This is a genomic window from Streptomyces sp. NPDC058274 (assembly GCF_042881375.1).
GTDB lineage: Bacteria > Actinomycetota > Actinomycetes > Streptomycetales > Streptomycetaceae > Streptomyces.
On sequence record NZ_JBHVXW010000009.1, the window covers coordinates 68,643 to 94,006 of the forward strand.

The window sequence follows — 25,364 nt, forward strand, 5'->3', positions numbered from 1 at the left end:
TCGGGTGATCAGGTCAGGAAGAGGGCCGCCCCGTCGCGCCGGCTCCGGCGTTCCCGCCATCCCAGCACCACGAGGGCCGCGGCGAGCCAGCACGCCCCGATCAGCGTCTCCCACCCGGCGAGTGCGGCCGTGTGGGCCCCCGCGTCGCCTGCCAGCACCTCGCGGACGGCCAGCAGCCCGTGGGTGAGCGGCAGTACGTGACCGAGCCGGCCGAGCACCGGGCCGACGGCGCCCGCCGGCACCTCGGGACCGCAGACGATCAGCATCACCGTGAACGCGGCGTTGGACACCACGTTGCGCAGGTCGGCCGTGGTCAGCACCAGGGAGCCCAGAAACAGGCCGAGGCAGTAGCTCGTCACCGCGACCAGCACCAGCAGCAGGGCCAGCAGCACCACCGACGTCACGGTCAGCTGGAGGTCCGCGACGGGAGCGAGGATGAGGATGGCGCCCAGCCCGCAGGCCACGCCGTCCGGAAGCCAGAAGAGGCTCCGCCCCAGCAGGACCAGCGAGGGGCTGCTGGGCGAGGCGACCAGCAGGGCCAGGGTGCCGTTCTGCAGCTCCCAGGTGGTCGAGGCGGTCGCGAACATGCCGTGCAGCGCCACCAGGGCCACCGCGTTGCCGATCAGCAGATAGCGCGCCTGTCCGGGGCCCAGCAGGTCGCCGATGGTGGTGAAGAACAGCACCTGGGCGAGCATCCGCACGAACCAGCCGAGCAGCCAGGTCTTCCAGGTGAACATGGTGCCGTAGTCGGCGGCGCCCGCGCGTGCCGCCCAGCGCAGTACCTGTGTCCGGCCGCTCATCGCAGACCCACCGTCCCGCTCTCGCGCACCAGCCGTACGACCCTGCCGAGCAGCAGCCATCCCCCCACGCCGGTCAGCAGCCCGAGACCGAGGACGGCGCCGATCCGCCAGACCACATCGGTGACCGGCGCCGGACCCAGCGCGTCACGCAGCAGGTCGGAGCTCCAGGACAGATAGATGAGCCGGCCGATCGGATGGGTCCACTCCGGGAGCCTGTCGAGCGGGGTGAACACCCCGCCGAGCAACAGGGCCGGGTAGCTCAGTGAGTTCTGGAAGGTGCGTGCCGTGCGCGTCGCCACGAACAGGGCCGCCATCAGACAGGCGGCGCCCGCGGTGGCGATCGCCGTGACCAGCAGGCCCACGAGGAAGACGAGCGGATGGTGCACCTCGGGCACGATGCCGAAGCCGAGGACCGACACCGCGGCGACCTCCGCGACCGTCAGCAGACTGATCGCCGTGGTCACCCAGACCCGGCTGAGGACCACCCTGGCGAAGTCGACCGGGGCCGCGATCTGCAACTCCAGGGTGCCGAGCCAGCGGTCGTTGTCGACGACCTCGCCGGAGATCAGCATGGCCATGCTCCACACGCCCATCAGTACGGGCGCGAGCAGCCCGTAGGCGATCAGGTCCGGCCGGTCGTTGTGCCGGATCAGCAGCAGGAAGACCGTGGCGAGCAGCGGGGTGCGGACCAGGTCGATGAGGTAGTCGCGGTGGGTCAGGACCAGGCTGCCCTGGAGACGGCCGGCCGCTGCCAGAAGACTCACCGGTTCACCACGCTGCGCTTCTCGTTGCGGTGCACGAGCCGGAGGTAGACCTCTTCCAGGCCGGGCAGCTCCGTCCGGACCTCGGTGACGCCCTGTGCGACCACGAAGGCCAGCACCCGGCCGACGGCTTCCTGGCTCGCCACCGAGACGACCGCCGTGCCGTCGTCGGCCGGATCCACGCCGATGACCCCGGGCAGGGCGCGCACCCGGTCGAGCAGCTCGGTGTCGGCGCGGATCCGGACACGTTCCTGCTGCGACACGAGCCGGGCCAGTGTCCGGGGCGCCTCGGCGGCGACCACCCGGCCGTGGTTGATCATCGTGACGCGGTCGCAGAGCACCTCCGCCTCGGCCAGGTCGTGGGTGGCGATGAGGACGGTACGGCCCTCACCCGCGAGGCGCTGGATCAGTTCGCGCAACTGGCGTGCTGCCAGCGGGTCCAGGCCGTTGGTCGGCTCGTCGAGCAGCAGGACGCGGGGGTCGCCGATCATTCCCCGGGCCAGGTGCAGACGCTGGCGCATGCCGACCGAGAACGTCTCCACCCGGTCCTCGGCCCGCTCGGCCAGGCCCAGTTCGTCCAGCAGTGCGTCGGCCCGCGCCAGTCCGTTCTTGCCGGACATGCCGTAGAGAGCAGCCCAGTAGCGGAGGTTCTGCCGGGCCGACAGACGCGGATAGAGACCGCGTTCGCCGCCGAATACGATGCCGAGCAGCGGGCGGATCCGGCGGTGGTCGGCGACCAGATCGTGCCCGAGCACACGGGCGCTGCCCGAGGTCGGCAGCAGCACGGTGGAGAGGATCTTCATCAGGGTGCTCTTGCCCGCTCCGTTCGGGCCGAGCAGCCCGTGCACCTCGCCCTGCTCCACCTGGATCGAGACGTCGTCGAGGGCGGTGACCGCCGGGCCGCGCCGCGTGCGGTACTCCCGGCGCAACTGGTGGGTCTCGACGGCCGGTTGCCCATCGCCCGGCCGGTTGCCGCTGTCGTGCATCACGCTCCTGTTCCCACGGTGGAAGGGGCCGCGCCGCGCGCCTCGTCGAGCCACTCCTGCCGTGCGGCACCGGACACCAGGAGGAAGGAGCCGAGCGGAGTACGGGCCACCAGATGGCGGCCCACGTCGACGAGGCGCAGCCGGTCGGCCGGCTCGTCGTCTAGCGGTACGCCGAACAGCGGCACGCCCGCGCCGAGCAGCCGCCGGGCGCCTGCCCACCGGTGCACCAGGTCGGAGGCGAGTTCGGCCCATCGGCCGCCGCGGCCCTCGATCCCGTACTGCGCCGCGAAGGCCGGCGCGCGCAGCGGATGGCACCAGCGCAGCGCCCCGCGAACGGGCCGCGCCAGCCTCTCCCGTACGACAGCGGTCCGGGTGTGCGGCAGTTCCACCGGGGGAGGCCCGCACAGCCGGCGGATCCCGCGCATGGCTTCCCGCCACTCCGGCCACAGACCGGTTCTCGCGAGGTCGTCCCGCACCTGCCGAACGCCCGCCTCGTCCAGATGCTCCAGCAGCAGCGCCAGGTCGAGCAGATCACGTGTGCGGAAGGGGCGTTCCCAGCGCTCCGCCGTCAGGGCGACGGTGCTCGCCGCCAGGGCGGAGCGCGGTGGACGCGCGAGCTGCCAGGCGGGTCCTCGGACGTCCGTCACGATCTCGGCGGTGAACAGGCCGATCGCGTACGGCTCCTGGGAGGGGTCGGACGGGGGGAGGCGGAACTCCGCGCCGACATGGTGGGACACGGTGTCGCCGGGCCGGGCGGGGCCGAGGGTGAAGGCCTCCAACTGCCAGCCGTGCGCGGTCAGATGGCGGGCGCAGGTCCACAGATCGGCGTGGCTCGGGCAGATGACGTCGAGGTCGCCGGCCGAGCGGAGCACGCCCGGCGGATACAGGGCGGCGATCGTCATGCCCTTGAGCAGAAAGATGTCGGGCGCGCGTTCCCGCAGCTGCTCCCAGACCTGCCGGTACCGGTCGATGCGCTCTCGGCACAGCGTCAGTTCGGCGCTCTCGTCAGCGGTGAGGTCCTCACCTGCCGCGGCCCAGAGGCTCAGCAGCGTCGCGGCGAGCTTGTGCCCGGCGCCGCGGGCCGTACCCAGGAGGGCATTTCGCGAAGACGCGGGCGGGGCCCCCAGCAGGGCGAGTACCGTCCCGGTCGATACCTCAGTCAACGCCGACTCCGCCTCGCTGGACGAGTTCGTGATCGAAGAAGGATGTGCTGCGCGAAGAGAAGGCGATCAGGACCCCCGGAAAAGCGGAATAGGCGGATCCTGATCGCATCCGCACCGGTTGCTACTTGCCGGGCTTCGGGCGGACCGTAACCTTCTTGAAGCTGACGCTCATGGGACCCTCCTTGATGTGTCCGGTCATGGAAGTTAGCCTCACCCTATTGCTTCGAATGGTTCATGACAATGGCTCAAGTCGCTTTGCATACAGCCGAGTTGGCGTGAATTGATGCAGAGATACCGAGCCCTGGCGAACGACCGGAGACTCGGAGGACCATGGCTGTCCACCAGTGGTTGCGGGCCCCCTTCACCCGTGATCCCGTACGGCGCCGCATTTACCCGAATGACGTCTATTTCCGGGAGACGGCGGCTTTGCTGGACCGGCGGGACGTGCCGGAGACGACACGGTCACTGCGGCGCGGCACCTTCGTCATGTTCAAGCCGGACGCGGTCGTCGGACGGCGTATCGAACCGGCGCTGGCCTTTCTGGCCGAGCACGGCTTCGCACCCCTCGGCGCCCTCGACGTCCGCGTCGATGCGCGCGTCTGCCGTGAGTTGTGGCGCTATCAGATCAACGCGGCACCGCTCGCGGTGATCCGCGCCGTGGACATGATCCTCGAGTCCGGACCGCCCTGTCTGTTCGTCCCCCTCCGGGACACCCAGGGGCCGGAGCGGACGGGCACCACCGCGGCCGAACGGCTCGCGGAGCTGAAGGGCTCGTCCAAGAACCGCGCGGCGAACGGGAGTTCGCTGCGCGAGGCGCTCGGCTGCGAGCTGATGTGCCTCAACTTCCTGCACGCACCCGACGATCCGGCCGATCTGATCAGGGAGGTGGGCGTGCTTCTGCCCGGACGACAGCGGGACGAGGCCTTCACGCTGCTGGCGGGCGATCCCTCGCCCCGCCGCGACACCGAAGTGGCGGCCGCGGTCCGCCGGCTCTACGCCGCTCATCCGGCCCACCCGCTGGAGCCGCCCGCACGTCCGGAGGCGCACCCGGCGGCCTGGAGCGGCCCTCGGCGGCCGGCGGACGCCGCCGGGCTCTCGGACCTGCTCGACCAGCTGACGGAGAGTGAGTGCGAAGTGCCCCTGTGGGACCGTATCGTGATCGCCGCACAGCTGGTCGAGGGCCTTCCGTCGGAGGGGCGGGCGCTGATCGGGCCGCCTCCGGGCGCCCGCCCCGCGCACCCCTGGTCCGTCGCCGCGGCCCGGACCGGTGACACCCAGAATCCGACGGCCGCCGCCGTCACCTCGGACCGGTGAACGCCCCGCACCGCCCGGCCGGAAAGGCCCCGATGGACGACGTCACGCTGTACGGCCCGGCGAGCTGGGAAGGGCCCCCGCGCCGGTACGGGCCGGTCGCGCGGGTCGCCGTACTCTCCGACATCCACGCCAACATCCCCGCCTTCGAAGCGGTCCTCGCCGAACCGGACGTCGCCGCGGCCGGCCTCGTCGTCCTCTGCGGCGATCTGACCTGGGGCCCGCAGCCGCAGGAGACGTACGAGCTGATCGCCGCGCTGGGTGACCGGGTCCTGTGCGTGCGTGGGAACGCCGATCGCTTCGCCGCCGGGATCGGCATCTCCGGCGAGAGGGCCGCCACGCCGCGCCAGGCGTGGATCGCCGCGCAGCACTCGCCCGAGGCGATGGCGTTCCTGGCGCGCGTCCCCTTCGGTGTCGTCGTCGAGATCGACGGGCTCGGTCCGGTGCACTTCTGTCATGGATCGCCGCGCAGTGACCACGAACTGGTCACGCCGGGTACGCCGCCGGAGCGGTTCGCGCAGCTGTCGGCGGCGCTGGACGCCCGGGTGCTGGTCACCGGACACTCGCACCTCCAGTTCGACCGGGCGGTGGCGGGCCTGCGCAGCGTCAACCCCGGGAGCGTCGGACTCCCGTACCACACGGGCGAGCCGGGCACCGCGTACTGGGCCCTGCTGGGTCCCGATGTCCGGCTCAGGACCACGCGCTACGACGCCGCGGAGGCCGTGGCCCGCGCGCACCTGGCCGCCGACCCCGAAGCCGAGCGCTATGCCGCGACGCTGATGGAGCCGCCCACGCCCGAGCGGATCGTCGAGGACGCCGAAGACAGGATCTTTGTCAATTGACCGCCGGAGGGGCCACCCGAGTAAACCAGCGCCTGTGGAAGGAATCATTCATTCCGTCAACTCCCTGAAACATGAGGGAAGTTGGGGAGGAATTTCGGAGCGGTTCGGTGTTGACACGCAAGTTCGGCCTGTGTTGACCTGTTCACGCAAAGTTGAAGGTTGTTTGGCTCGATTCTCTGGCACCTTTACCAGCAGGAGGAATCCATGCAAACAGCTCCACTCGTCACCGCGAAAACCACGACCAAGTCGACCCCCGCGCCGGTGATGCTCCTGCCGCGTCTCGTCGAGCGGATGATCACCGAGCGCCAGGCGGCGCACATCGCCAAGTTCCGTACCACCTGCACCGATTGCGTACCGAACTTCTGAGCGCAGCGTCACGTGTCGGCGGACGGGCGACAGCGTCCGCCGACCTGCGCGTGGTGCCCGAAGTCGTCGAGCGGTGTCTGCGCACCGCGGCCCGGGGGCTGTGTGTCCTGGCGGTCGACGGCCTGTCGTACGGCGTGGCGGAATCCGGCTTCGCCCACGCACAGGTACGACCGCTGCTCTCCACCTTCCCGAGCACCTCGACCACCGCCTGGCTGACCGCCGTCACCGGCGCGGGCCCCAGCCTGCACGGAGCCGTCGGCATGGTCTACCGGGCGCCCGGCGCGGACTGCGTCACCCATCTCGTCACGGGCGACACCTCCGGCTTCGGCTCGTACCCCCCGCCCAAGAACGCCCTGTTGCACGGCGGACCGACCCTCTTCGAGCGCGCCGTCGAGACCGGCACACCCGCCTTCGTGGTCGGCGCCGAGCTGGAGCGGCTGACCGGCGAGTGGGTCGCGGCCCTGCTGCGCGGTGCCCAAGTCGTCCCGTCACCGGTCACCCGCCTCACCACCGACCCGGTGGCGGTGGCCGAGCGGACGGTCCGTGAGGTCGAGGCGCTGCTCGACGAACCCCGGGACACCGGCTGCCTGGTGTGGGCGTACGTGAACCTCGACGACCACATCCATCAGGCCGGCTACGACGCCCGCCTGCACGAGTCCCTGCGGATCCTCGACACGGCGGCGAGCCGCTGGGCCGACGCCGGATGGGACGTCCTCGCCCATGCCGACCACGGTCAGGTCCCGGCGGCTCCTCGCGCCGGCCTGCTGGACGCCTGGGCACGCCTGGACGACCCCGCCCACTGCCGTATGCCCGGCGGCGGCGCCGGGCGCGTGCGGTGGCTGTATCCGCTGCCCGGGCGCGAGGCCGAGGTGGCCGACGCGTTGCGCGACGCGCTCGGCGACCACGCGCTCGTGCTCACCCCGGAGGACCTGGCGGCCCGCGGTCTGCTGGCCGCGACCCCGGTGGTCCGCGACCGCATCGGCGCGGTGGTGGCCCTGGCCACTTCCGCGGCCTTCCCTGTGCCGGATCCCGGCGTCGCCTGGGAGCACGGCTCCCTCTCCGACGACGAGATGCTCGTACCGCTCGCCGCCTGGAACCCCCCGCTCGCGACAGTCCTGCCCTGATCATCGTCCCGACATGAAGGAGAGAGCGTGAGCACGGTCGTGTTCCGCAACAAGACTGGTGGTTCGGAGACCCTGCACTCGACGGCGGGCCAGAGCCTGCTCGATGTGCTCCGGGCCAACGGCATCCCGGTCAATGCCGTGCTCACCTACCGCAACGGGGAGGTGGTCCCCGAGGCGACGGTCGTCCTCGAGGCGGAGGACATCATCGAGGTGCGCCAGGTCCGCCACTACGACCTGGACGTACTGCGCCGCCCCAAGGAGCACGTCTACGCGGCACCCGACCCGATCTACACGAAGTCCATCGTGTTCGACCACGGCGGAACCCTGGAACGGCGCACGGAGCAGCTCACCGCGGAGACCTTCGTGCAGTACGTCGAGGAGACCTTCGTACAGAGCATCGCCGCCGGCTCGACCATGCGCCCCGGGGACCGGGTCGTCATCGGTCTGTCGGGCGGCCGGGACAGCGTCGCCTACCTCAAGCTCCTGGAGCGGACCCGCGGCCGCTGGCCCGAGGCCGACATGACCGCCGTGACCATCACCGGACTGCCCGACTGGGACGAGCCGTCGACCTTCCAGATCGCGCTCGACGCCTGCGCGGGACTGGGCGTCGACCATGTGATCGTCACCGCCGACGACGTCGCCGAACTCTTCAAGCTGCGCGAGCCGTTCGTCGACGTCATGAACAAGGTCGTCGCCGGTGAGCACCGCAACATGAACATGGTGATCGGCCACCAGGTGCTGCGCCGGATGCTCGAACAGGAGGCCGAACGCCGCGGGGCCTCGGTCGTGGCGTTCGGCTTCAACGCCGACGACCTCGTCGCCAGCATGGTCACCTGGTTCACGACCGGCTACCGGATGGGCGGCATCCCGGTCCGTGAACTGGGCGACCTGCGGTACGTCTTTCCGCTGTACCGCATCACCAAGAAGGAACTGACCCTCTACCTCGAACTCGTCGCCCCGGAACTCAACCGGCAAGGAGCGCCCGGCCGGTTCACCACCGGCTCCGACGAGCGCTCCCTGGCCTACGCGATGGCCGACCACCTCTACGACCTGTGGCCGGGCATCGACTACTACGTGTTCAACGCCTTCGAGAACGTCCAGCGCTCGCTCCTGCCGGTGGTCGACGACCTCTGCCGGGTCTGCGGCGGCCGGTACCTCCTCCAGGAGGGCGTGGCCAACCCGGCCGGTCTGTGCGACGTGTGCGGATTCCTCCACCGTCAGGAGGCGCTGCGGGCGGACGCCGTATGACCCGTCCCTGGTACCAGGACTTCTTCGGCGAGGAGTTCTGGGCCGTGGCGGCCCACGAGTACACCGCCGGGCGCACGGCGTCGGAGGCCGGCTATCTGTCCGCGGTCCTCGACGCCTCGGCGCCGGGCCGTCGCGTGCTCGACCTGGGCTGCGGCACGGGCCGGCACGCGATCGCCCTCGCCGAGCGCGGATTCCTCGTCACCGGCGTGGACGTCGGTGAGTGGGCGCTCAAGCAGGCCGCCGAAGAGGCAGCCGCCTCGGGGGCACAGGTGGAGTGGCTGCGCCTCGACCTGTTGCGTGAACTCCCGTGGCCGGTCGGCGAGTTCGACGCGGTCATCTGCGTCCAGTCCTTCGGCTGGGGGAGCGACGCTCAGCAGCTCCGCCTGCTGCGGGAGGCCCGCCGGACACTCGTGCCCGGCGGGCTGCTGGTCCTTGACCACTCCAACGTCCTGACGATCGCCGGACACTACGTTCCCGAGGCGACCTTCGAGACCGAGGGACTGCGCGCCGACTTCCGCCGCAACTACCGGGTGGCCTCGGGCCGCAGCGCCGGGGAGATCGAGGTCCGGCGGCGCGGGGCGGAGCCGGTCGTCATCCACGACGACGTACGGATGTACCAGCCCGCCGAGGTGAGGGAGTTGCTCACCCGTGCCGGGTTCGCCGTCGAGCGGGTCGACGCGGACTTCACGCTCGACCGCCCGGCCGCGCTCACCTCGCGCTACGTGCAGTTCATCGCCCGGAACCCGCGGCGCCGGCCCACCGCGATCGCCACATGGGAGCGGTCCGCCGCCGACGAAACGGCGACCGCGCTGGATCTGCGCTGGTCACCCGACGAGATCGATTTCGTACGGTCCTCGGTGGACCGCGCGTTCCACGGGACCGCGGCCGACGGCATCCCGTCCGACGCCGCCGACCTGGCCCGGGCGTACCACGTGACCGATCCCTACGCCGCCGAGCAGGCAGCCCCGGTGCTGTCCGAGCACTTCGGCCTTGAGCTCTCCCCGGAGATGGTGACGGCCGGCACCGGAGCCACCGGTCTGCTGCACGCCTGCGCGGCGCTGGCCGTGCCGGGACCGGTGCTGCATCTGGCGGGTGGCCACCCGGATCTGCCCCGCTGGGCCCAGCGGCTGGGTGCCGAGACGTTCGTGACCCGTATCGAGGATCTCGGTGCCGACCTCGACCGGCACACCCCGTCCGTCCTCGTCCTCGACCGGCCGACGATCACCGGGGATCTGTACGGAAGGGCCCAGCTGGACGAGATCACCCGGGCCGCCCGCGAGCGCGGCACGACCGTGGTGCTGGACGAGGCCTACGCCACCTACGCCGGACCCGCCGCGAGCTGTGTGCCCGCGGTCGCCGAGCACCCCAACCTCGTCGTGGTCCGCAGCCTCTCGAAGGGCTACTGCTGCGGCGGCCTGCGCGTCGGGTTCGCCGTCGCCCAGCCCGGGCCGACCGCACGTCTGCGGGAGGTCGCCCCGCCACTCGCCGCGAACAGCGCGGGCCTCGCGGTCGCGCTCCGGCTCATCGGACAGGGCGACGTCTTCGCCGGACTGCGGGCCAGGATCGCCGAGGTGAAGCCGGAGGTGTCGGCGACGCTGCGGCGGGCGGGCCTGGAGGTGACGGAGGGGGCGCCCTGTCTGCCGTGGGTGACCGTGCGCGGGGAGGCCGGGGCCGGGGCCGTCATCGCCGGACACGGCTTGCGGGTCAAGGAGATCGCGGGTGGGGAAGGTGACCAGAACGATGGCTCGCTCGGCGACAGGTCCCGGGAGCGGCTGTTCAAGATCTCTGTTCCGTTGTCGGAGGCGCGGTTGACGGCATTCCGCGCGGCCTTCGCCCAGCATGGTTAGTGGAGTCGACGCGCAGCGATGGGGCCTCACTTGACCGACAGGACATCCCCGGGCCTGACAGTCCTGACCGGTCTGGTCGGCGGGATCCACCAGGACATCGACGCCCGTGAGGCGATGCGTCAGGTCGGCCGCCTGGTCGAATGGGACCGGTACCAGGGGTCGTCGGGGATCGCCGCCGCGGCCGACTTCGTGGCGGACGAGGCCGAACGCGCGGGCCTGGCCGACGTGGAGGTGCTGAACTTCCCCGCGGACGGCCGGACCGCCTGGTGGACGTTCACCGCGCCCGCCGCCTGGACGCCGCGCACGGCTCACCTGTCGGTCGGCGGAGGGCCGCCGCTGGTCACGTATCCCGCACAGCCCTACGCCCTGGCGGTGAACTCGGCGGCCGCGGACGGCCGGGCCCCGCTCGCCCTGCCACAGGACCCGAAGTGGCCGCCGGGTGCGCTGGTGCTCGTCGCCTCCGCGGCCGGACTCGACGGGGAGTTGTTCGCCCGGATGCGCAGCGAGGGGGCGAGTGGCTTCGCCGTGACGACCCATCCCGACCGTCACGATCAGGTGGGCCGCCTCGAACTGCCCGCCGCCACTGGTCTGTTCGGGTTCAGCGTGCGCCCGGACCAGCTCGACGTCCTGCGGAACGCCGAGCGGCGCGGTGAGCGGGTCCGCGTCGTCGTCGACGTCGACACGACCCCCGGCCGGATGCCCGTGGTGGTCGCGCGCACGCCGTCCGGTTCGCGCTCGGCGCCGGACGCGTGCCTGATCGGGGCGCACCTGTGCCACCCGGCCCCGAGCGCCAACGACAACGCCTCGGGGGTCGCAGCGGCCCTGGCGGCCGGACGCGCGCTGGCCCGCCGCTCCTTGCGCCGGCCCGTCCGCTTCGTCTGGGCACCCGAGTTCGTGGGCCCGGCGGCCTATCTGCACCAAGCGATCGAGGCGGGGCTCCCCCTGCCGACCATGGCCGTCAACCTCGACATGGTCGGCGAGGACCAGCGGCGCTGCGGCGGCCCCCTCATCGTCGAGCACAGCCCGGAGTACCTTCCGCACTTCGCCAATGCCGTGGTCGAGGCCTGCGTACGGGCCCTGCCGCCCGCCGCGCGCTCCTACAGCGGCGTGGTCGACTGCGACGTCTGGGCCTGGCGGACGACGCCGTTCGTCGGCGCCTCCGACCACGCGATCCTCGCCGACCGGTCGATCGGCTGTCCCGCCGTACAACTGGGGCACTGGCCCGACCGGTTCAACCACTCCAGTGCCGATACGCTCGACAAGGTCGACCCGGAGGAGCTGCGCAGGTCCGCCGCCATAGCCGCGTCCGCGGCGGCCGTCGTGGCGACGGCCGGCGGCCGGGACGCCGACCGGATCGCCGAGCTCCTCACCCGCTGGACGGCTCACCGGATGACCGCTTGTCTGCCGCCGACCGACGACCCGCTGGCCCGGGCCCGGCTGACCCGACGCCGGCACTACGGCCGCGACGCGCTGGGCACGCTGCGGGCGTTCGACGCGAGTGAGCGAGTGCTCGACCGCCAGGCGGCGCTGCTCGACGGACTGCACCGCAGCCTGTCGGCCGCCTGGGACGACGGCACCCCAGCGGCCGTCCAGGACCGCCCGCGTGGTCCGGGCCTGCGCCGGGCCTGGCCGGGGCCCTTCAACCTGCGCGCGCTGATGGGGGCCGTCGACGAGAAGGACCACCAGTGGTTCCTGCGCCAACTGACCCTGGACCGGGGCCGCTTCTACGCGTCCGCGATGGCCCTGGCACAGAGCATCGACGGCACAGCCGACGCGGACGACGTCGTCCGCATCGCCGCACTCGACTCCGGGATCCCGCTGGAGCCGGAGTTCGGGGAGCGTTTCCTGGCCGCGATGACCGGAGCGGGCTGGGTCCACGAAGTCATGGCGGGCCCCGCGCCCGAAGGGGGAACGAGTTGAGCGCGCTGCACATCGACGTCACCGACTCCATCGACGACATCGACACCGCCCAGTGGGAGCGGGTGGCCCGTTCGGACGCCGCCCCCGTCCACTACACGCCCGCCTATCTCCGGGCCTACCAGACAAGTCCGTTGAGCCCGTACGCGGCCACCCGCTATCTGACCGCCGTCGAATCCGGCCGGACCGTCGCCGTACTGCCGTGCTACCTCCAGAAACAGGGCGACCCGTACGGCTTCCTGCGCGACGTGGGCATCCCGGAGGCCGAGGGCACCGCGCTCCTCGGGCACAACTGGTACTGCTACGACACCCGCATCCCCGTACTCGCGGCGGACACGGACCATCGCGACCGGGTGCTCGGCGCCATGCTGGACGCCCTGGTGGAGCTGGGAGATGCCGACGGTGTCGGAGCCGCGGGACTGGTCAGCGTCGCCGAGGGCGATCCGGTACTCGCCGTGGCCCGCCGCAAGGGCTGGCGGGTCGCCCCCATCGTGACCCGCTTCCAGCTTCCGCTGCACGGCTTCACGACCTACGACTCCTATCTGGCGAGCCTGGGCGGCAAGACGCGGCGGACGATCCGTCAGTATCTGCGGCGCGCGGCCGACAGGGGTGTCACGGCGTCCGTCGAGGCGCCCGAGCCGGACTTTCTCCGGGTCGTCTGCGACCTCGTTCGGCTGACCGCCGCCAAGCACAACAGCGCGGGCATGTATCCCGAGGACGCCTTCATCGACTTCGTCATGGGGCTGGGCGAGCGGGCCCGGGTCGTCCGCATCGACCAGGGCGACCGCACTCCGGCGGCCGGGGTCGTCCTCCTGGACGAGCAGCGCCTGCACATGTGGGTGGGCGGCGCAAGCCACGCCACGATCGACAGCTTCAGCCCCAACTACCTGCTGTGGGCCGCGGAGATCCGCACGGCCATCGAACTCGGAAAACAGTGGGTGGAGGGCGGCCGGAGCAACCGCACCATGAAGGAGCGCCACGGCATGACGGCCTTGCCGCTGTACGCCTGTGTCGCCGGGCCCTGAGCGGATGCGCGGCCGGTCGACCACGACCACCGCGCCGGCGTCACGCCCGGGCCGGGTGGCCGGTCCGCCGCGCCCGCGCAGACCGGCCTTCGCGTGCCTCAGGCGCAGAGGACGCGAGTCTCAGGGGTGTACACGGGGCCGCCGCTGGTGTTCCCGCTGTCGCTGAACTCGGCGTAGTAGTACGAGTAGAAGCCGATGTTGCCGTTGCAGCCGGAGTCGGCGGCGACCTGCAGCGTGAGCGTGACGGTCCGGCTCTGGCCGGGCGGGATGGTCGCGCCGTAGTTGCCGCCGAGGTTGGCGGGACCGGTGCCGGAACAGGGGGTGCTGCCGGCCGCGGTGGCCAGACTGCAGCCGGTGAAGCTGTACTTCAGGTCGGGCCGCTGGGTGGTCAGCCAGGTCGGCTCGATGGTCTGGTACACGAACCAGACGTCGTACGTCCTGTTGTTGGTGAGTGTCATCGACAGGTTGACCGTGCCACCGGGGGCGGTCGTGGCGCTGTTCGTGGCGAACGTCAGGTCGGCCGGTGCCGGATCCGCAGCGCTCGCGGTGGGAGCGAGGCCGAACAGGGCGAGGACGAAGGCGATGACGGTGGCGAGACCGAGACGTCTCAACTGTGTGGATGGCATGGCCGGGAGGCTAGGCAGAACCGGGCGCACCGTCTGCACCGCCGGAACCGACAGGAACAGAACTCGGCTGGAAGTGTGTGACTGGTGGTGAGCCTGTGAAGGGATGTTGAAGGGCGTGGTCACCGGTATTCCCGCACGGTGATCGCGGGCGGGCCTCTCTGAGGGCCGGACGCGTCGCATTGCCCGGCCCGCGACAGGGCCGGACGGTATTGGCGGATTCAAGGCGCGCAACGGGGGACGGACGGGTCGTCGCCGGGTGGTGGTGCGCAGGTGTTCTCGGCCAATCCGCGAATTCCGGCCGACCGCACGCCGGCGGCTTGCGGCGGCTTGCGGCGGCTTGCGGCGGTTCGGCGAGGGGACGTGCGACGAACGGGACGAAGCGCTTCGCCCGTGACTGAGCGCCGTGGCCGGACGGCCACGGCGCTCGTGTGTCGGAAGCGTCCGGTCCGGACTGCTACAGGGGCAGGGTTCCGCTGACCGGTGCGAGCAGACCGAAAACGGGGCTGAGCGCCCCGGTGGCCTGGCTCAGCGGGCCGAGTTGGCCGAGCTGACCGAGTTGGCCGAGCTGTCCTGCGGGGGCGGGGGCGGGGCTGTCCGCACTGGCGGGGAGAGCGGTCAGGGCGAGGCCGCCGACGGCGAGAGCCGCGGAGGCGAGCAGAATGCGGGTGTTCGTCATGCCGGGTCAACGATCACGGAGGCGAGGGGACACCCTCGGATGAGGTGTGATCGGCACTCGGGCGTCCGTGGAGGTGTGGAGACACCTCTCGGACGGCCTTGTTCCGGCCCTCGGTCGCGCTCGGTGGGGCGGACACCCCCGGGCGGCTCGCGGCGGGTCAGTCGCCCGACGGCGACCAGCCCACCGCCCCGATGCGCGCCGCGTCCGCAGGGCGGCTCTCGTCGAAGACGACACGGTCGCCGGCCTCGACCCGGGGGGCGTCGACGTACGCGCCACGGCCGACGTACAGCCGGTCGGTCGCGTACCGCCAGCGCACGGTCAGTTGCCTGGCCCCCGGCAGCGTCGCGTCGAGGCGGTGCCACACACGGTCCGACCAGCCGGTGACCGAACCGGCCGGATGCTCCAGCGGGGCACTTCCCCGCCGTCGGGTCGTGAAGGGGACCGGCTGCCACGTCGTGCCGCCGTCCGGTGAGGCCTCCAGGAAGAGGACGTCCGACTGGGGTTCGGTGTCCCACCACAGGGCGCAGCGCAGGCGCGCGTGACCGCGTGTGGTGTCGAGCGCCGGAAGGGTCAGCGTCGCCGTCGTCCCCGTGGCCATCCCGGAGAACCAGGACGTGCGTCCGCGCGCGGGGCGGACCGGCACGGCGCGCGCGAGATGGTTCGCGGCGGCGACACGGGGTGCGGATCCGGACCGCCAACTGCGCACGGGATGCACGGAGTTGCCGAGCAGTACGAGGAACGAGTCCGTTGTCGGGTCGAGCACGATCGCGGTACCGGTGAAGCCCGTGTGCCCGGCGGTGCGGGGCGTGGCCATCGCGCCCATATACCAGTGCTGGTAGAGCTCGAAGCCGAGGCCGTGCTCGTCGCCGGGGAAGGCCGTGTTGAAGTCCGTGAACATCAGGTCCACCGACTCCGGCTTCAGGATGCGAGCGGTGCCGTACGCGCCGCCGTTGAGCAGCGTACGGCCGAGGATCGCCAGGTCCCAGGCGGTGGAGAAGACACCCGCGTGCCCCGCCACTCCGCCGAAGGAGTAGGCGTTCTCGTCGTGCACCTCGCCCCACACCAGCCCGCGGGCGAGCCCCGACCAGGGCGGCCGGGCGTCCTCGGTGGCGGCGATCCCGGGTTTCCAGGACGCGGGCGGGTTGTAGCGGGTGCGGTGCATGCCGAGCGGGGCGGTGATCTCGTCCTGGAGGAGGGTGTCGAGCATCCGGCCGGTGATCTTCTCCAGGACCAGCTGGAGGGAGATCAGATTGAGGTCGGAGTAGAGGTACTTGGTGCCCGGCGGATTGAGCGGTGCCTCGTTCCAGATGAGTTGGAGCCTCCCCTCGCGCGTGGGCGCGTTGTAGAGGGGGATCCAGGCGCGGAAACCCGAGGTATGGGTGAGGAGCTGACGGATCGTGACGTCCTGCTTGCCGGCGCCCGCGAAGTCGGGGAGGTACGAGGCGACGGTCGCCTCCAGCTCCAGAGTGCCGCGCTCGATCTGCTGCACCGCGAGCAGCGAGGTGAAGAGTTTCGACACGGAGGCGAGATCGAAGACGGTGTCGTCGGCCATCGGGATCTGCTGGTCCGCCGGGAACTCGACACCGGCGTCCGACTTCTCGTCGTACGCCGAATACCGCACCGCCTTGCCGATCGGCTGATGCAGGGCCACGGTGCCGCCGCGCCCGGCCAGCAGTACGGCGCCCGCGTACCAGGGGTGGGCGGGGGAGGGGCCGAGGAACGTCTCGGCGTCGGTGACCAGTTGGCGCAGATGGCCGGCCAGCAGCCCCGCGCGCTCGGCCGAGCCGTGCCGCAGGACCGGATGTCCGCCACTCGTCCCGGCGGCCGCCGCGGGGCCCGCGGGGAACGGGGCGACGGCCAGTGCGCCGCCCAAGGCAAGTGCTCGAGCGCCGAGTTGACGGCGGGTCAGTCCGCCGCCCGGCGCCGCCGAGTCGGCCCTCTGTGACGCGCTGCACGCGCTCGTCGTCGCTCTGTCCGCTGCGTCTTCGGTCATCGAGGAGCCTCCCGCCGCGCCGCCTGAAAGTATCTTTCCGGTTTCGCCCTGCGCGGTGAAACTTTCCTGTCAGTGGCCGGGTGTGTCAACCCTGCCCGAGGTGTGGGCGGGTCGTGCGAGTGGCCCGGCCGAGGGATTGCCCAGCGGCCCCGGCCGAGGGTTTCCGGTCACGTCGGTCGTACCGGCCGGAGGCGGGTCACGGGGTGGCGAGAAATCTGACGGAGCATCAGAAAAGCCCTTCCCTCGTCCCGAGGACTGCGGCATCCTGCGCCCATGCAGACGGAGCTGAGCAAGAGACTGGGAGTCGAGCACGCCATCTTCGGCTTCACGCCGTTCCCCGCCGTCGCCGCCGCGATCAGCAGGGCGGGCGGGTTCGGTGTGCTCGGCGCGGTTCGCTACACGGCCCCGGACGACCTCAAGCGCGACCTCGACTGGATCGAGGCGCACATCGACGGCAAGCCCTACGGCCTGGACGTCGTGATGCCCGCCAGGAAGGTCGAGGGCGTCTCGGAGGCCGACGTCGAAGCGATGATCCCCGAAGGGCACCGGCGGTACGTCACGGACACCCTCGCCAAGTACGGGGTGCCCGAACTCGCCGAGGGCGAGGCGTCCGGCTGGCGCATCACCGGGTGGATGGAGCAGGTCGCCCGCGACCAGCTCGACGTCGCCTTCGACCACCCCATCAAGCTCCTCGCCAACGCCCTCGGCTCACCGCCCCCTGATGTGGTGGAGCGCGCCCACGACAAGGGCGTACCGGTCGCCGCACTCGCCGGCAGCGCACGGCACGCGCGCAAGCACGCGGAGGCGGGCATCGACATCGTCGTGGCCCAGGGCTACGAAGCCGGCGGGCACACCGGTGAGATCGCCTCGATGGTGCTGACGCCCGAAGTCGTGGACGCCGTCGCCCCGTTGCCCGTCCTCGCCGCCGGCGGCATCGGCAGCGGGCAGCAGGTGGCCGCCGCGCTCACCCTCGGCGCGCAGGGTGCGTGGCTCGGCTCCCTGTGGCTGACGACCACGGAGGCCGACATGCACTCGCGCGCCGTGACCCAGAAGCTGCTCGCCGCCGGATCCGGCGACACGGTCCGCTCCCGCGCCCTGACCGGCAAGCCCGCACGCCAGTTGCGCACCGAGTGGACCGACGCCTGGGACGACCCGAGCGGGCCCGGCACACTCCCCATGCCCCTGCAGGGCCTGCTGGTCGCCGACGCCCTCTCCCGCATCCAGAAGTACGAGGTGGAGCCGCTCCTCGGCACACCGGTCGGCCAGATCGTCGGCCGGATGAACAGTGAACGCAGTGTCCAGGCGGTCTTCGACGACCTGACCCGCGGCTTCGAGCGGGCCGTCGACCGCATCAACCGCATCGCCGGAAGGAGCGCTCAGTCGTGAGTACGGCCGCGAGCACGCCCCCCAACGGTTTCTGGGCCCAGGCGGCCGGGGACCCGCAGCGTACGGTCCTGATCGCCCCCGACGGCGAGGAGTGGTCCGCCGGAAGGCTGCACGCCTCGGTCAACCGGCTGGTCCACGGTCTGCGCGCCGCCGGACTGGAGCGCGGCGACTCCTTCGCCGTCGTCCTGCCCAACGGCGTCGAGTTCCTCACCGCGTTCCTGGCCGCCTCGCAGGCCGGTTTCTACCTGGTCCCCGTCAACCACCATTTCGTCGGCCCGGAGATCGCCTGGATCGTCGCCGACTCGGGCGCCAAGGTGCTCATCGCGCACGAACGGTTCGCGGAGGGCGCCCGTCACGCCGCCGACGAGGCCGGACTCCCGGCCACCCACCGGTACGCGATCGGCGACATCGGCGGCTTCCGCCCCTACGCCCAACTCCTCGACGGGCGACCGGAGTCGGTCCCCGACGACCGCACGCTCGGCTGGGTCATGAACTACACCTCGGGCACCACCGGGCGCCCGCGCGGCATCCGCCGGCCACTGCCCGGCAAGCTGCCCGAGGAGACGTACCTCGGCGGCTTCCTCGCCATCTTCGGGATCAGGCCCTTCGACGACAACGTGCATCTGGTCTGCTCGCCGCTCTACCACACGGCGGTCCTCCAGTTCGCGGGCGCGGCCCTGCACATCGGCCACCGGCTGGTGCTGATGGAGAAGTGGACGCCCGAGGAGATGCTGCGCGTCATCGACGTCCATCGGTGCACCCACACCCATATGGTCCCCACCCAGTTCCACCGGCTGCTGGCGCTGCCGGACGAGGTGAAGGAGCGCTACGACGTCTCGTCGATGCGACATGCCATCCACGGTGCCGCCCCGTGTCCCGACCATGTGAAGCGGGCCATGATCGAGTGGTGGGGCCACAGTGTGGAGGAGTACTACGCGGCCAGCGAGGGCGGCGGAGCCTTCGCCACCGCGGAGGACTGGCTCAAGAAGCCCGGCACCGTCGGGAAGGCCTGGCCCATCAGCGAACTCGCGGTCTTCGACGACGACGGCATCAGGCTGCCCGCCGGTCAACTGGGCACCGTCTACATGAAGATGAGCACCGGCGGATTCTCGTACCACAAGGACGAGGGCAAGACGAGGAAGAACCGCATCGGCGACTTCTTCACCGTCGGCGACCTCGGGTATCTCGACGAGGACGGCTATCTCTTCCTCCGCGACCGCAAGATCGACATGATCATCTCGGGCGGGGTCAACATCTACCCCGCCGAGATCGAGTCCGCGCTGCTCACCCACCCGGCCGTCGCGGACGCGGCCGCCTTCGGGATCCCGCACGACGAATGGGGCGAGCAGGTCAAGGCCGTGGTCGAGCCGGCGCCCGGGCACGAGCCGGGTGACGCCCTCGCCGCCGACATCCTCGACCACTGCGCGCAGCGGCTCGCCGGGTACAAGCGGCCCAAGAGCGTCGACTTCGTCGAGGTGCTGCCCCGCGATCCCAACGGGAAGCTGTACAAGCGGCGGCTGCGCGATCCCTACTGGGAGGGGCGGACCCGAGTCGTGTGACCGGGCCCGCGACGTCCGGCACTGAGGGAGGGGGCCTCCGCCCCGAGTGGAGCGGAGGCTCCCCGCCATCGCTAGCGGCGCTCGCCCACTCGCTCCACCCGCAGCCCGGGCGAGGAGAGGATGTCCTTCTCGCAGAAGCGGGAGGTCACCCATTTCTCGCCCGAGAACAGCCGCGTCTGGTCGCTGTAGTGCGGCGAGTTGGGGTTCGCGGACTGGGAGTACGTCAGCAGCGTACGGGCGACGGGACAGCGGCTCCCGTCCCAGCCCACCGCCTGGATGTAGCTCGACCCGGTGGTGACCTCGGTGTAGCCGCCGGCCGCCGGATTCCACACCGACTCGACCTTGTTCCACACCCCGAGCGACTCCGTGCCGCCCGGCACCGGGATGTTCCGGCCGTCGCGGACGACGAACTGGTGCGCGCCCAGCCTGGCGTCCAGGGCGATGCCGGCCGTGCGCAACTCGGCGACCGCGTCGGCCAGAGCCGTGGTGAAGCCCGGCGCGTCCGTGTTGAGCGTGCGGGGCGTGCGGACCGGGTCCGCCGCCGAGAACGGCACCTTCCAGAGCTGGGCACCGGGCACCGTGGCCGTCAGCTTCCGCCAGAAGCGGTCGAAGAGCAGCGCGCCCCGGCTGCCCGTGTTCATCGAGTGGTCCCACGACTTCAGTACACCGCAGGCCGCACTCACCTCAACCGCCTTGCCGTCACTGCCCGTTGCCGTACCGCCCGGCAGCGCGGCACAGGCCCGGGCCGCGTCGTCCGCGATGAGGTCCCCGGCCGGCACGCGGTTCGCGAACTGCTGCTTCTGCAGATCCCGTACGGTCAGTCCGCCCTCGTCGGCCAGGGCCGCCACGTCCTCGATCGCGCCGCGGGTACGCATCGACCGCTGGGTGCCGATCGTGCCGAAGACCCGCTCGTATCCGGTCAACGGCCGTTCGGCGTTGGCCAGCCAGGCGCTGTCGTTGGAGTTCTCCGCGTACGGCGCGTCCTTGAGCACCGGCATCTTCGCCGGCCCGAAGATACCCGGCTGTACGGCGTCGGAATCGCTGCCCAGCGCACACTCACCGCGCGAGCCGTCGAGAACGGCCACACCGGACGACGGATAGGTGATTTTGCCGAGCGCCGTCGAGCAGCGCTGGGCCAGCTCGTCGGTGATGCGCGGCAGCACCTGCGACTGCGTGAACAGCGAGTGGCCGCCCGCATCGGCGGCGATCGTGTTCACCCAGGGCAGCCCCTGAGTACGGCGGAGGGTGTCGACGATGTCCGCCGTACTGCGGGCCTTGCTGAAGCCGAGCGCGGTGTCCGAGGCACGGAGATTGGCGGCGTTCGGGTCGTTGAGCGCGTACGCCGTCGTGGCCGTCCAGGGGAGCGGGAGCTGGGGGCCGAGCGAGGTGATCACCGGGCCGTACCGCGTCCACCACTGAGTGCGGGTCACCGGCGCGCCGTCCTTCACCTCCACGGTGACGGACCGCTTGGTCATCCGCTCGGGCCTGCCGTCCACCAGGTACGTCGTCGGGTCCGCCGCATCCAGGGTCAGCTGGTGGAGGTTGAGCGTGATGCCCGTCGCGACGGTGTGGCTCCAGGCCACCCGGGAGTTGTGGCCGATGGAGATCGTCGCCGAGCCGAGCAGTGACCCGCCCGCCACGTTCAGTTCGCCGGGGATGGTCTGCTGCGACTGCCAGAAACGGCGGCCGCCCTGCCACGGGTAGTGCGGATTGCCGAGCAGGAGGCCGCGGCCGTTCGCCGTCGTGGCGCCGCTGAACGCGACCGCGTTGGAGCCCATGTCGGCGGTGTCGAAGAGCTCGCGGGCGGCACGCGCCGTGGCCTGCGCATCCACCGGAGGCTCGGACGCCGCGGCCGGTGCCGGGGCCGGTGGCTGGGCCGCCGTGATGCCGTCGGCGCCGCGGCCCTGACCGCCCAGGACGGCGAGCGCGAAGCCGCGCGCGGCGACGTCGAGGGTCGTCACGGGCCGCACCCACGCGGCGCCCGCGCAGGCCGGGTCGGTGATCCGGTGCTGCCGCAGCCAGGCGTTGTATCCGGCGGCCCAGCCGCTCATCAGGTCCTTGACCTGCCGGCCCGGCCCCTTCGGAGCGGGCTCGGCGAGCAGTTTCTCCACCGTGCCCGCCTCCCGCACGCCACGGAAGTACAGGTCACTGGAGAGGTTCTTGGTGGCGGACGACAGCGAGCCGTCGGGGGCCGCGTCCGGTCCGAAGTAGCGGGAGCGTTCCCCGCGCGTGGTCACGAAGCCGTCCGCGAGGGTGCACACCTGGTCGGCGGCCTGCGCCCAGCCCGTTCCGAAGCCCAGGTCGGGGTAGTCCTTCGCGACGATGTGCGGAATGCCGTACTCGGTATAGCGGATGACGGCGGACAGACCGCCGTGGGACGGATGTTCCTGGTGGTCCCGGCCATCGGCGGCGGCCGCGGGCAGTGCGGTCGACGCGGCGAGCAGGGCCACGGCCGTGACGGCGAGCCGTCTCGGGCGGATGCGCATCAAGCCTCCCAACGTCATTGAGGGAAGGGGCGGTTGAGCGTAACAACAGGTAAGGCTGTGGGGCATGGGCCGGTTCGACACTCATCGGTCGGCCCTCACCGGGGTCGGTCCACTTCCCGCCGGCCGCACCGGGTGCTTGACCCGCTCGCGGGGCGCCACGAGGATCACACGGGGGCAGCCGGACGAAGGAGCAGGTCATGACGGCGGGACAGAGCGTCACGGTCGACGGAGTGCTGCGGCGCAGCGCGCGGCGGACCCCGGAGCGCGTCGCGGTGCACTACCGCGACCGGTCCTGGACCTACGCGGAACTCGACGAGGCCGTGTCCCGCGCCGCGCGAGTCCTGCGCGACCACGGCCTCGGGCACGGTGACCGCGTCGGTGCCTACGGCCACAACTCTGACGCGTATCTGATCGGCTTCCTGGCCTGCGCGCGCGGGGGACTGGTGCACGTACCGGTCAACCAGAACCTGACGGGCGACGATCTGACGTACATCCTCGGCCAGTCCGGCTGCGGACTCGTCCTGGCGGACCCCGACCTCACCGGGAACCTGCCGGACGGAACACCCGTGCTGGCCTTGCGCGACACCGACGACTCGCTGCTGGCGCGGCTCGCCACGACCTCGCCGTACGACGGTCCCGAGCCCCGCGGCGAGGATCTGACGCAGTTGCTGTACACCTCGGGCACCACCGCGCTGCCCAAGGGCGCGATGATGACCCACCGCTCCCTGGTGCACGAGTATCTGAGCGCGATCACGGCCCTCGACCTGCAGGCCGGGGACCGGCCCGTGCACTCCCTGCCGCTCTACCACTCGGCCCAGATGCACGTCTTCCTGCTGCCGTACCTGGCGATCGGCGCGGTGAACACGATCCTCGACGCGCCCGACGGCGACCAGATCTTCGACCTGATCGAGGAGGGCCGGGCGGACAGCCTGTTCGCACCGCCCACGGTGTGGATCGGGCTGTCGAACCGCCCCGACTTCGCCACCCGGGACCTGAGCGGACTGCGCAAGGCCTACTACGGGGCGTCGATCATGCCCGTGCCCGTACTGGAACGACTGCGCGAACGCCTGCCGAAGCTCGCCTTCTTCAACTGTTTCGGCCAGAGCGAGATCGGGCCGCTGGCCATGGTGCTCGCGCCCGACGAGCACAAGGGGAGGATGGACTCCTGCGGGCGGCCGGTGCTCTTCGTCGAGGCACGGGTCGTGGACGAGTCCGGCAAGGACGTTCCCGACGGGGAGCGGGGCGAAGTCGTCTACCGCTCACCGCAGTTGTGCGAGGGCTACTGGGACAAGCCGGAGGAGACGGCCGACGCCTTCCGCGACGGCTGGTTCCACTCCGGGGACCTCGCCGTGCGGGACGCCCAGGGCTACTTCACCGTGGTCGACCGGGTGAAGGACGTCATCAACTCCGGTGGTGTCCTGGTCGCTTCACGCCAGGTCGAGGACGCGCTGTACACCCACGAGCAGGTCGCCGAGGTGGCCGTGATCGGCCTTCCCGACGAGCGCTGGATCGAGGCCGTCACGGCGGTCGTCGTCCCCCGCGGCGAGGTCACCGAGGCCGAACTCCTCACCCACGCACGCGAGACGCTCGCCGCCTTCAAGGCGCCCAAGCGGGTGCTCTTCGTGGACGAACTGCCGCGCAACGCCAGCGGGAAGATCCTCAAGCGGGAGCTGCGGGACCGCTTCGGCGAGGCGTGAGCCCTCAATCGCCGTGGGTCCGGCGCCGGGCCCACCCCGGGCCGGTCCTGCATCAGACGTTCCGCAGGTCCACGATGCGTTTGATCTTCCCCACCGACCGTTCCAGGGACTCCGGTTCGACGATCTCGACGGCGACCGAGACGCCGATGCCGTCCTTCACCGCCGCCACGATCGCCCGCGCGGCCGCCTCGCGGATCTCGGGGGTCGCGCCGCGCCGGGCCTCGGCTCGTACGGTGAGCGCGTCGAGGCGGCCCTCCCGGGTGAGGCGCAGCTGGAAGTGCGGGGCCACGCCCGGTGTGCGCAGCACGATCTCCTCGATCTGCGTCGGGAAGAGATTGACCCCCCGCAGGATCACCATGTCGTCACTGCGGCCGGTGATCTTCTCCATGCGCCGGAACACCCGGGCGGTGCCCGGCAGCAGACGGGTCAGATCCCGGGTCCGGTACCTGATGACGGGCATGGCCTCCTTCGTCAGCGAGGTGAAGACCAGCTCGCCCTCCTCGCCCTCCGGCAGCACCTCGCCGGTGAAGGGGTCGACGACCTCGGGATAGAAGTGGTCCTCCCAGATGTGCAGGCCGTCCTTGGTCTCCACGCACTCCTGGGCGACACCGGGGCCGATCACCTCCGACAGGCCGTAGAGGTCGACCGCGTCGATGGCGAAGCGCTCCTCGATCTCCCGTCGCATCTCCTGGGTCCACGGTTCGGCGCCGAAGATGCCCACCCGGAGCGAGGTGCCGCGCGGATCCACGCCCTGCCGCTCGAACTCGTCCAGCAGCGTCAGCATGTACGAGGGGGTCACCATGATGATGCCGGGCTTCAGGTCCTGGATCAGCTGGACCTGACGGGCCGTCATCCCGCCGGAGGCGGGGATCACCGTGCAGCCGAGGCGTTCGGCGCCGTAGTGCGCGCCCAGGCCGCCGGTGAACAGGCCGTAGCCGTACGCCACATGGACCGTGTCACCGGGCCGGCCGCCGGCCGCCCGGATGGAACGCGCCACCATGTCGGCCCACATGGACAGGTCGCCCTCGGTATAGCCGACGACCGTGGGACGTCCGGTGGTGCCGCTCGACGCGTGGATGCGGCGGACGCGGTCCTGGGGCACGGCGAACATCCCGTACGGATAGTTCTCCCGGAGGTCCGCCTTCGCCGTGAGCGGGAACCGGGCGAGGTCGGCGAGCGTCCGGCAGTCCTCGGGGCGCACCCCGGCCCTGTCGAAGGACTCCCGGTAGAAGGGCACGTGCGCGTACGCGTGCCGCAGGGACGCGCGCAGCCGCTCCAGCTGGAGCGCCCGCAAGCCCTCCGCGTCGAGCCGTTCCCCCGCGTCCAGCAGGTCCTTCGCGTCCGTGGGATCGGTGGGTGCCATGGAATCCGCCATGGGGAATACTCCCTCGCCAACCGTGCCAATCCGGGCGACCGATCATTCGGTCGTGTCCTTCGGGATCAGTAATTCAGGCCGCCCGCCCACAGGCAAGCCATCGGCTGCCACTTTCTGCGCGTGTCCACGCGAAAGCCCGCGCTCCCGGTGGCGGAGCGCGGGCGGGAAGCGGGTGG

Annotated in this window: 20 protein-coding genes; 11 read left to right on the top strand and 9 right to left on the bottom strand. The window is 71.4% G+C overall.

Translation table 11 applies throughout. The features are described from left to right. Positions 1-8 precede the first annotated feature (8 nt). The 4 genes from ACFVYF_RS19685 to ACFVYF_RS19700 are packed head-to-tail and all read right to left on the bottom strand — an operon-like array spanning position 9 to position 3,710. Positions 9-800: an ABC transporter permease gene (locus ACFVYF_RS19685; RefSeq protein ID WP_389456910.1), complete on the bottom strand. Its 792-nt coding sequence runs from the start codon at positions 798-800 to the stop codon at positions 9-11. After that, positions 797-1,564 carry an ABC transporter permease gene (locus ACFVYF_RS19690; protein ID WP_389456912.1) on the bottom strand — a complete coding sequence of 256 codons (768 nt, stop codon included), beginning with the start codon at positions 1,562-1,564 and terminating at the stop codon, positions 797-799. The genes ACFVYF_RS19685 and ACFVYF_RS19690 overlap by 4 nt, the downstream gene beginning before the upstream one ends. Beyond that, entirely contained in the window at positions 1,561-2,547 is a 987-nt protein-coding gene (locus tag ACFVYF_RS19695; protein ID WP_389457257.1) for an ABC transporter ATP-binding protein, read from the bottom strand. The genes ACFVYF_RS19690 and ACFVYF_RS19695 overlap by 4 nt, the downstream gene beginning before the upstream one ends. Then, entirely contained in the window at positions 2,547-3,710 is a 1,164-nt protein-coding gene (locus tag ACFVYF_RS19700) for a nucleotidyltransferase family protein (protein ID WP_389456914.1), read from the bottom strand. The genes ACFVYF_RS19695 and ACFVYF_RS19700 overlap by 1 nt, the downstream gene beginning before the upstream one ends. Before the next feature lie 330 nt (positions 3,711-4,040). On the opposite strand from ACFVYF_RS19700, the gene ACFVYF_RS19705 reads away from it, so the two are divergent. The 8 genes from ACFVYF_RS19705 (at position 4,041) to ACFVYF_RS19740 (ending at position 13,390) form a co-directional block, all read left to right on the top strand. Further along, positions 4,041-5,024 carry a hypothetical protein gene (locus tag ACFVYF_RS19705; RefSeq protein WP_389456915.1) on the top strand — a complete coding sequence of 328 codons (984 nt, stop codon included), beginning with the start codon at positions 4,041-4,043 and terminating at the stop codon, positions 5,022-5,024. Beyond that, the gene (locus tag ACFVYF_RS19710) at positions 5,021-5,863 is read left to right on the top strand and encodes a metallophosphoesterase family protein (RefSeq protein ID WP_389456917.1); all 843 of its coding nucleotides are present in this window, start codon (positions 5,021-5,023) and stop codon (positions 5,861-5,863) included. Before ACFVYF_RS19705 ends, ACFVYF_RS19710 begins: the two co-directional genes overlap by 4 nt. A 204-nt stretch (positions 5,864-6,067) precedes the next feature. Beyond that, positions 6,068-6,229 (top strand): hypothetical protein, encoded by a 162-nt coding sequence (locus ACFVYF_RS19715; RefSeq protein ID WP_389456919.1) that lies wholly within the window; start codon positions 6,068-6,070, stop codon positions 6,227-6,229. Further along, complete coding sequence (locus tag ACFVYF_RS19720; RefSeq protein ID WP_389456921.1) at positions 6,211-7,353, top strand: alkaline phosphatase family protein; 1,143 nt, start codon at positions 6,211-6,213, stop codon at positions 7,351-7,353. Before ACFVYF_RS19715 ends, ACFVYF_RS19720 begins: the two co-directional genes overlap by 19 nt. 27 nt (positions 7,354-7,380) lie before the next feature. Further along, complete coding sequence (locus ACFVYF_RS19725; RefSeq protein WP_389456922.1) at positions 7,381-8,601, top strand: hypothetical protein; 1,221 nt, start codon at positions 7,381-7,383, stop codon at positions 8,599-8,601. Continuing rightward, positions 8,598-10,448 carry an aminotransferase class I/II-fold pyridoxal phosphate-dependent enzyme gene (locus ACFVYF_RS19730; RefSeq protein ID WP_389456924.1) on the top strand — a complete coding sequence of 617 codons (1,851 nt, stop codon included), beginning with the start codon at positions 8,598-8,600 and terminating at the stop codon, positions 10,446-10,448. Before ACFVYF_RS19725 ends, ACFVYF_RS19730 begins: the two co-directional genes overlap by 4 nt. Positions 10,449-10,478: 30 nt before the next feature. Further along, positions 10,479-12,368, top strand: coding sequence for a DUF4910 domain-containing protein (locus tag ACFVYF_RS19735; protein ID WP_389456925.1), 1,890 nt, complete (start codon positions 10,479-10,481; stop codon positions 12,366-12,368). Further along, on the top strand, positions 12,365-13,390 hold the full coding sequence (locus tag ACFVYF_RS19740) for a GNAT family N-acetyltransferase (protein ID WP_389456927.1): 1,026 nt from the start codon (positions 12,365-12,367) through the stop codon (positions 13,388-13,390). The genes ACFVYF_RS19735 and ACFVYF_RS19740 overlap by 4 nt, the downstream gene beginning before the upstream one ends. A 98-nt stretch (positions 13,391-13,488) precedes the next feature. On the opposite strand, the gene ACFVYF_RS19745 is transcribed toward ACFVYF_RS19740, so the two are convergent. The 3 genes from ACFVYF_RS19745 to ACFVYF_RS19755 form a co-directional block, all read right to left on the bottom strand. Next, complete coding sequence (locus ACFVYF_RS19745; protein WP_389456929.1) at positions 13,489-14,016, bottom strand: hypothetical protein; 528 nt, start codon at positions 14,014-14,016, stop codon at positions 13,489-13,491. Positions 14,017-14,470: 454 nt separating this feature from the next. Beyond that, a complete protein-coding gene (locus ACFVYF_RS19750) occupies positions 14,471-14,692 on the bottom strand; it encodes a hypothetical protein (RefSeq protein ID WP_389456931.1) in 222 nt (73 codons plus the stop codon). A 157-nt stretch (positions 14,693-14,849) separates the two neighbouring features. Further along, positions 14,850-16,685 carry a serine hydrolase gene (locus ACFVYF_RS19755; protein WP_389456932.1) on the bottom strand — a complete coding sequence of 612 codons (1,836 nt, stop codon included), beginning with the start codon at positions 16,683-16,685 and terminating at the stop codon, positions 14,850-14,852. 273 nt (positions 16,686-16,958) lie between these two features. Here ACFVYF_RS19755 and ACFVYF_RS19760 point away from each other — a divergent pair, with 273 nt between their 5' ends. Beyond that, on the top strand, positions 16,959-18,071 hold the full coding sequence (locus ACFVYF_RS19760; RefSeq protein WP_389456934.1) for an NAD(P)H-dependent flavin oxidoreductase: 1,113 nt from the start codon (positions 16,959-16,961) through the stop codon (positions 18,069-18,071). After that, positions 18,068-19,630 carry an acyl-CoA synthetase gene (locus ACFVYF_RS19765; protein ID WP_389456936.1) on the top strand — a complete coding sequence of 521 codons (1,563 nt, stop codon included), beginning with the start codon at positions 18,068-18,070 and terminating at the stop codon, positions 19,628-19,630. The genes ACFVYF_RS19760 and ACFVYF_RS19765 overlap by 4 nt, the downstream gene beginning before the upstream one ends. A gap of 71 nt (positions 19,631-19,701) precedes the next feature. Here the strand turns inward: ACFVYF_RS19765 and ACFVYF_RS19770 are convergent, their stop codons facing one another. Beyond that, positions 19,702-22,116 (bottom strand): penicillin acylase family protein, encoded by a 2,415-nt coding sequence (locus tag ACFVYF_RS19770; protein ID WP_389456937.1) that lies wholly within the window; start codon positions 22,114-22,116, stop codon positions 19,702-19,704. Positions 22,117-22,313: 197 nt separating this feature from the next. Between ACFVYF_RS19770 and ACFVYF_RS19775 the strand changes: the two genes are divergently transcribed. After that, on the top strand, positions 22,314-23,813 hold the full coding sequence (locus tag ACFVYF_RS19775) for an acyl-CoA synthetase (RefSeq protein ID WP_389456939.1): 1,500 nt from the start codon (positions 22,314-22,316) through the stop codon (positions 23,811-23,813). Positions 23,814-23,865: 52 nt separating this feature from the next. Here the strand turns inward: ACFVYF_RS19775 and paaK are convergent, their stop codons facing one another. Continuing rightward, the gene (paaK, locus tag ACFVYF_RS19780; RefSeq protein WP_389456941.1) at positions 23,866-25,188 is read right to left on the bottom strand and encodes a phenylacetate--CoA ligase PaaK; all 1,323 of its coding nucleotides are present in this window, start codon (positions 25,186-25,188) and stop codon (positions 23,866-23,868) included. Positions 25,189-25,364 lie beyond the last annotated feature (176 nt).

Bases quoted from the DNA above. Each gene is read 5' to 3' on its own strand.
- ACFVYF_RS19755 (WP_389456932.1), bottom strand. From the start codon at position 16,685: ATGACCGAAGACGCAGCGGACAGAGCGACGACGAGCGCGTGCAGCGCG.
- ACFVYF_RS19730 (WP_389456924.1), top strand. From the start codon at position 8,598: ATGACCCGTCCCTGGTACCAGGACTTCTTCGGCGAGGAGTTCTGGGCC.
- ACFVYF_RS19745 (WP_389456929.1), bottom strand. From the start codon at position 14,016: ATGCCATCCACACAGTTGAGACGTCTCGGTCTCGCCACCGTCATCGCC.
- ACFVYF_RS19750 (WP_389456931.1), bottom strand. From the start codon at position 14,692: ATGACGAACACCCGCATTCTGCTCGCCTCCGCGGCTCTCGCCGTCGGC.
- ACFVYF_RS19695 (WP_389457257.1), bottom strand. From the start codon at position 2,547: ATGCACGACAGCGGCAACCGGCCGGGCGATGGGCAACCGGCCGTCGAG.
- ACFVYF_RS19685 (WP_389456910.1), bottom strand. From the start codon at position 800: ATGAGCGGCCGGACACAGGTACTGCGCTGGGCGGCACGCGCGGGCGCC.
- ACFVYF_RS19770 (WP_389456937.1), bottom strand. From the start codon at position 22,116: ATGCGCATCCGCCCGAGACGGCTCGCCGTCACGGCCGTGGCCCTGCTC.
- paaK (WP_389456941.1), bottom strand. From the start codon at position 25,188: ATGGCGGATTCCATGGCACCCACCGATCCCACGGACGCGAAGGACCTG.
- ACFVYF_RS19760 (WP_389456934.1), top strand. From the start codon at position 16,959: ATGCAGACGGAGCTGAGCAAGAGACTGGGAGTCGAGCACGCCATCTTC.
- ACFVYF_RS19705 (WP_389456915.1), top strand. From the start codon at position 4,041: ATGGCTGTCCACCAGTGGTTGCGGGCCCCCTTCACCCGTGATCCCGTA.
- ACFVYF_RS19715 (WP_389456919.1), top strand. From the start codon at position 6,068: ATGCAAACAGCTCCACTCGTCACCGCGAAAACCACGACCAAGTCGACC.
- ACFVYF_RS19775 (WP_389456939.1), top strand. From the start codon at position 22,314: ATGACGGCGGGACAGAGCGTCACGGTCGACGGAGTGCTGCGGCGCAGC.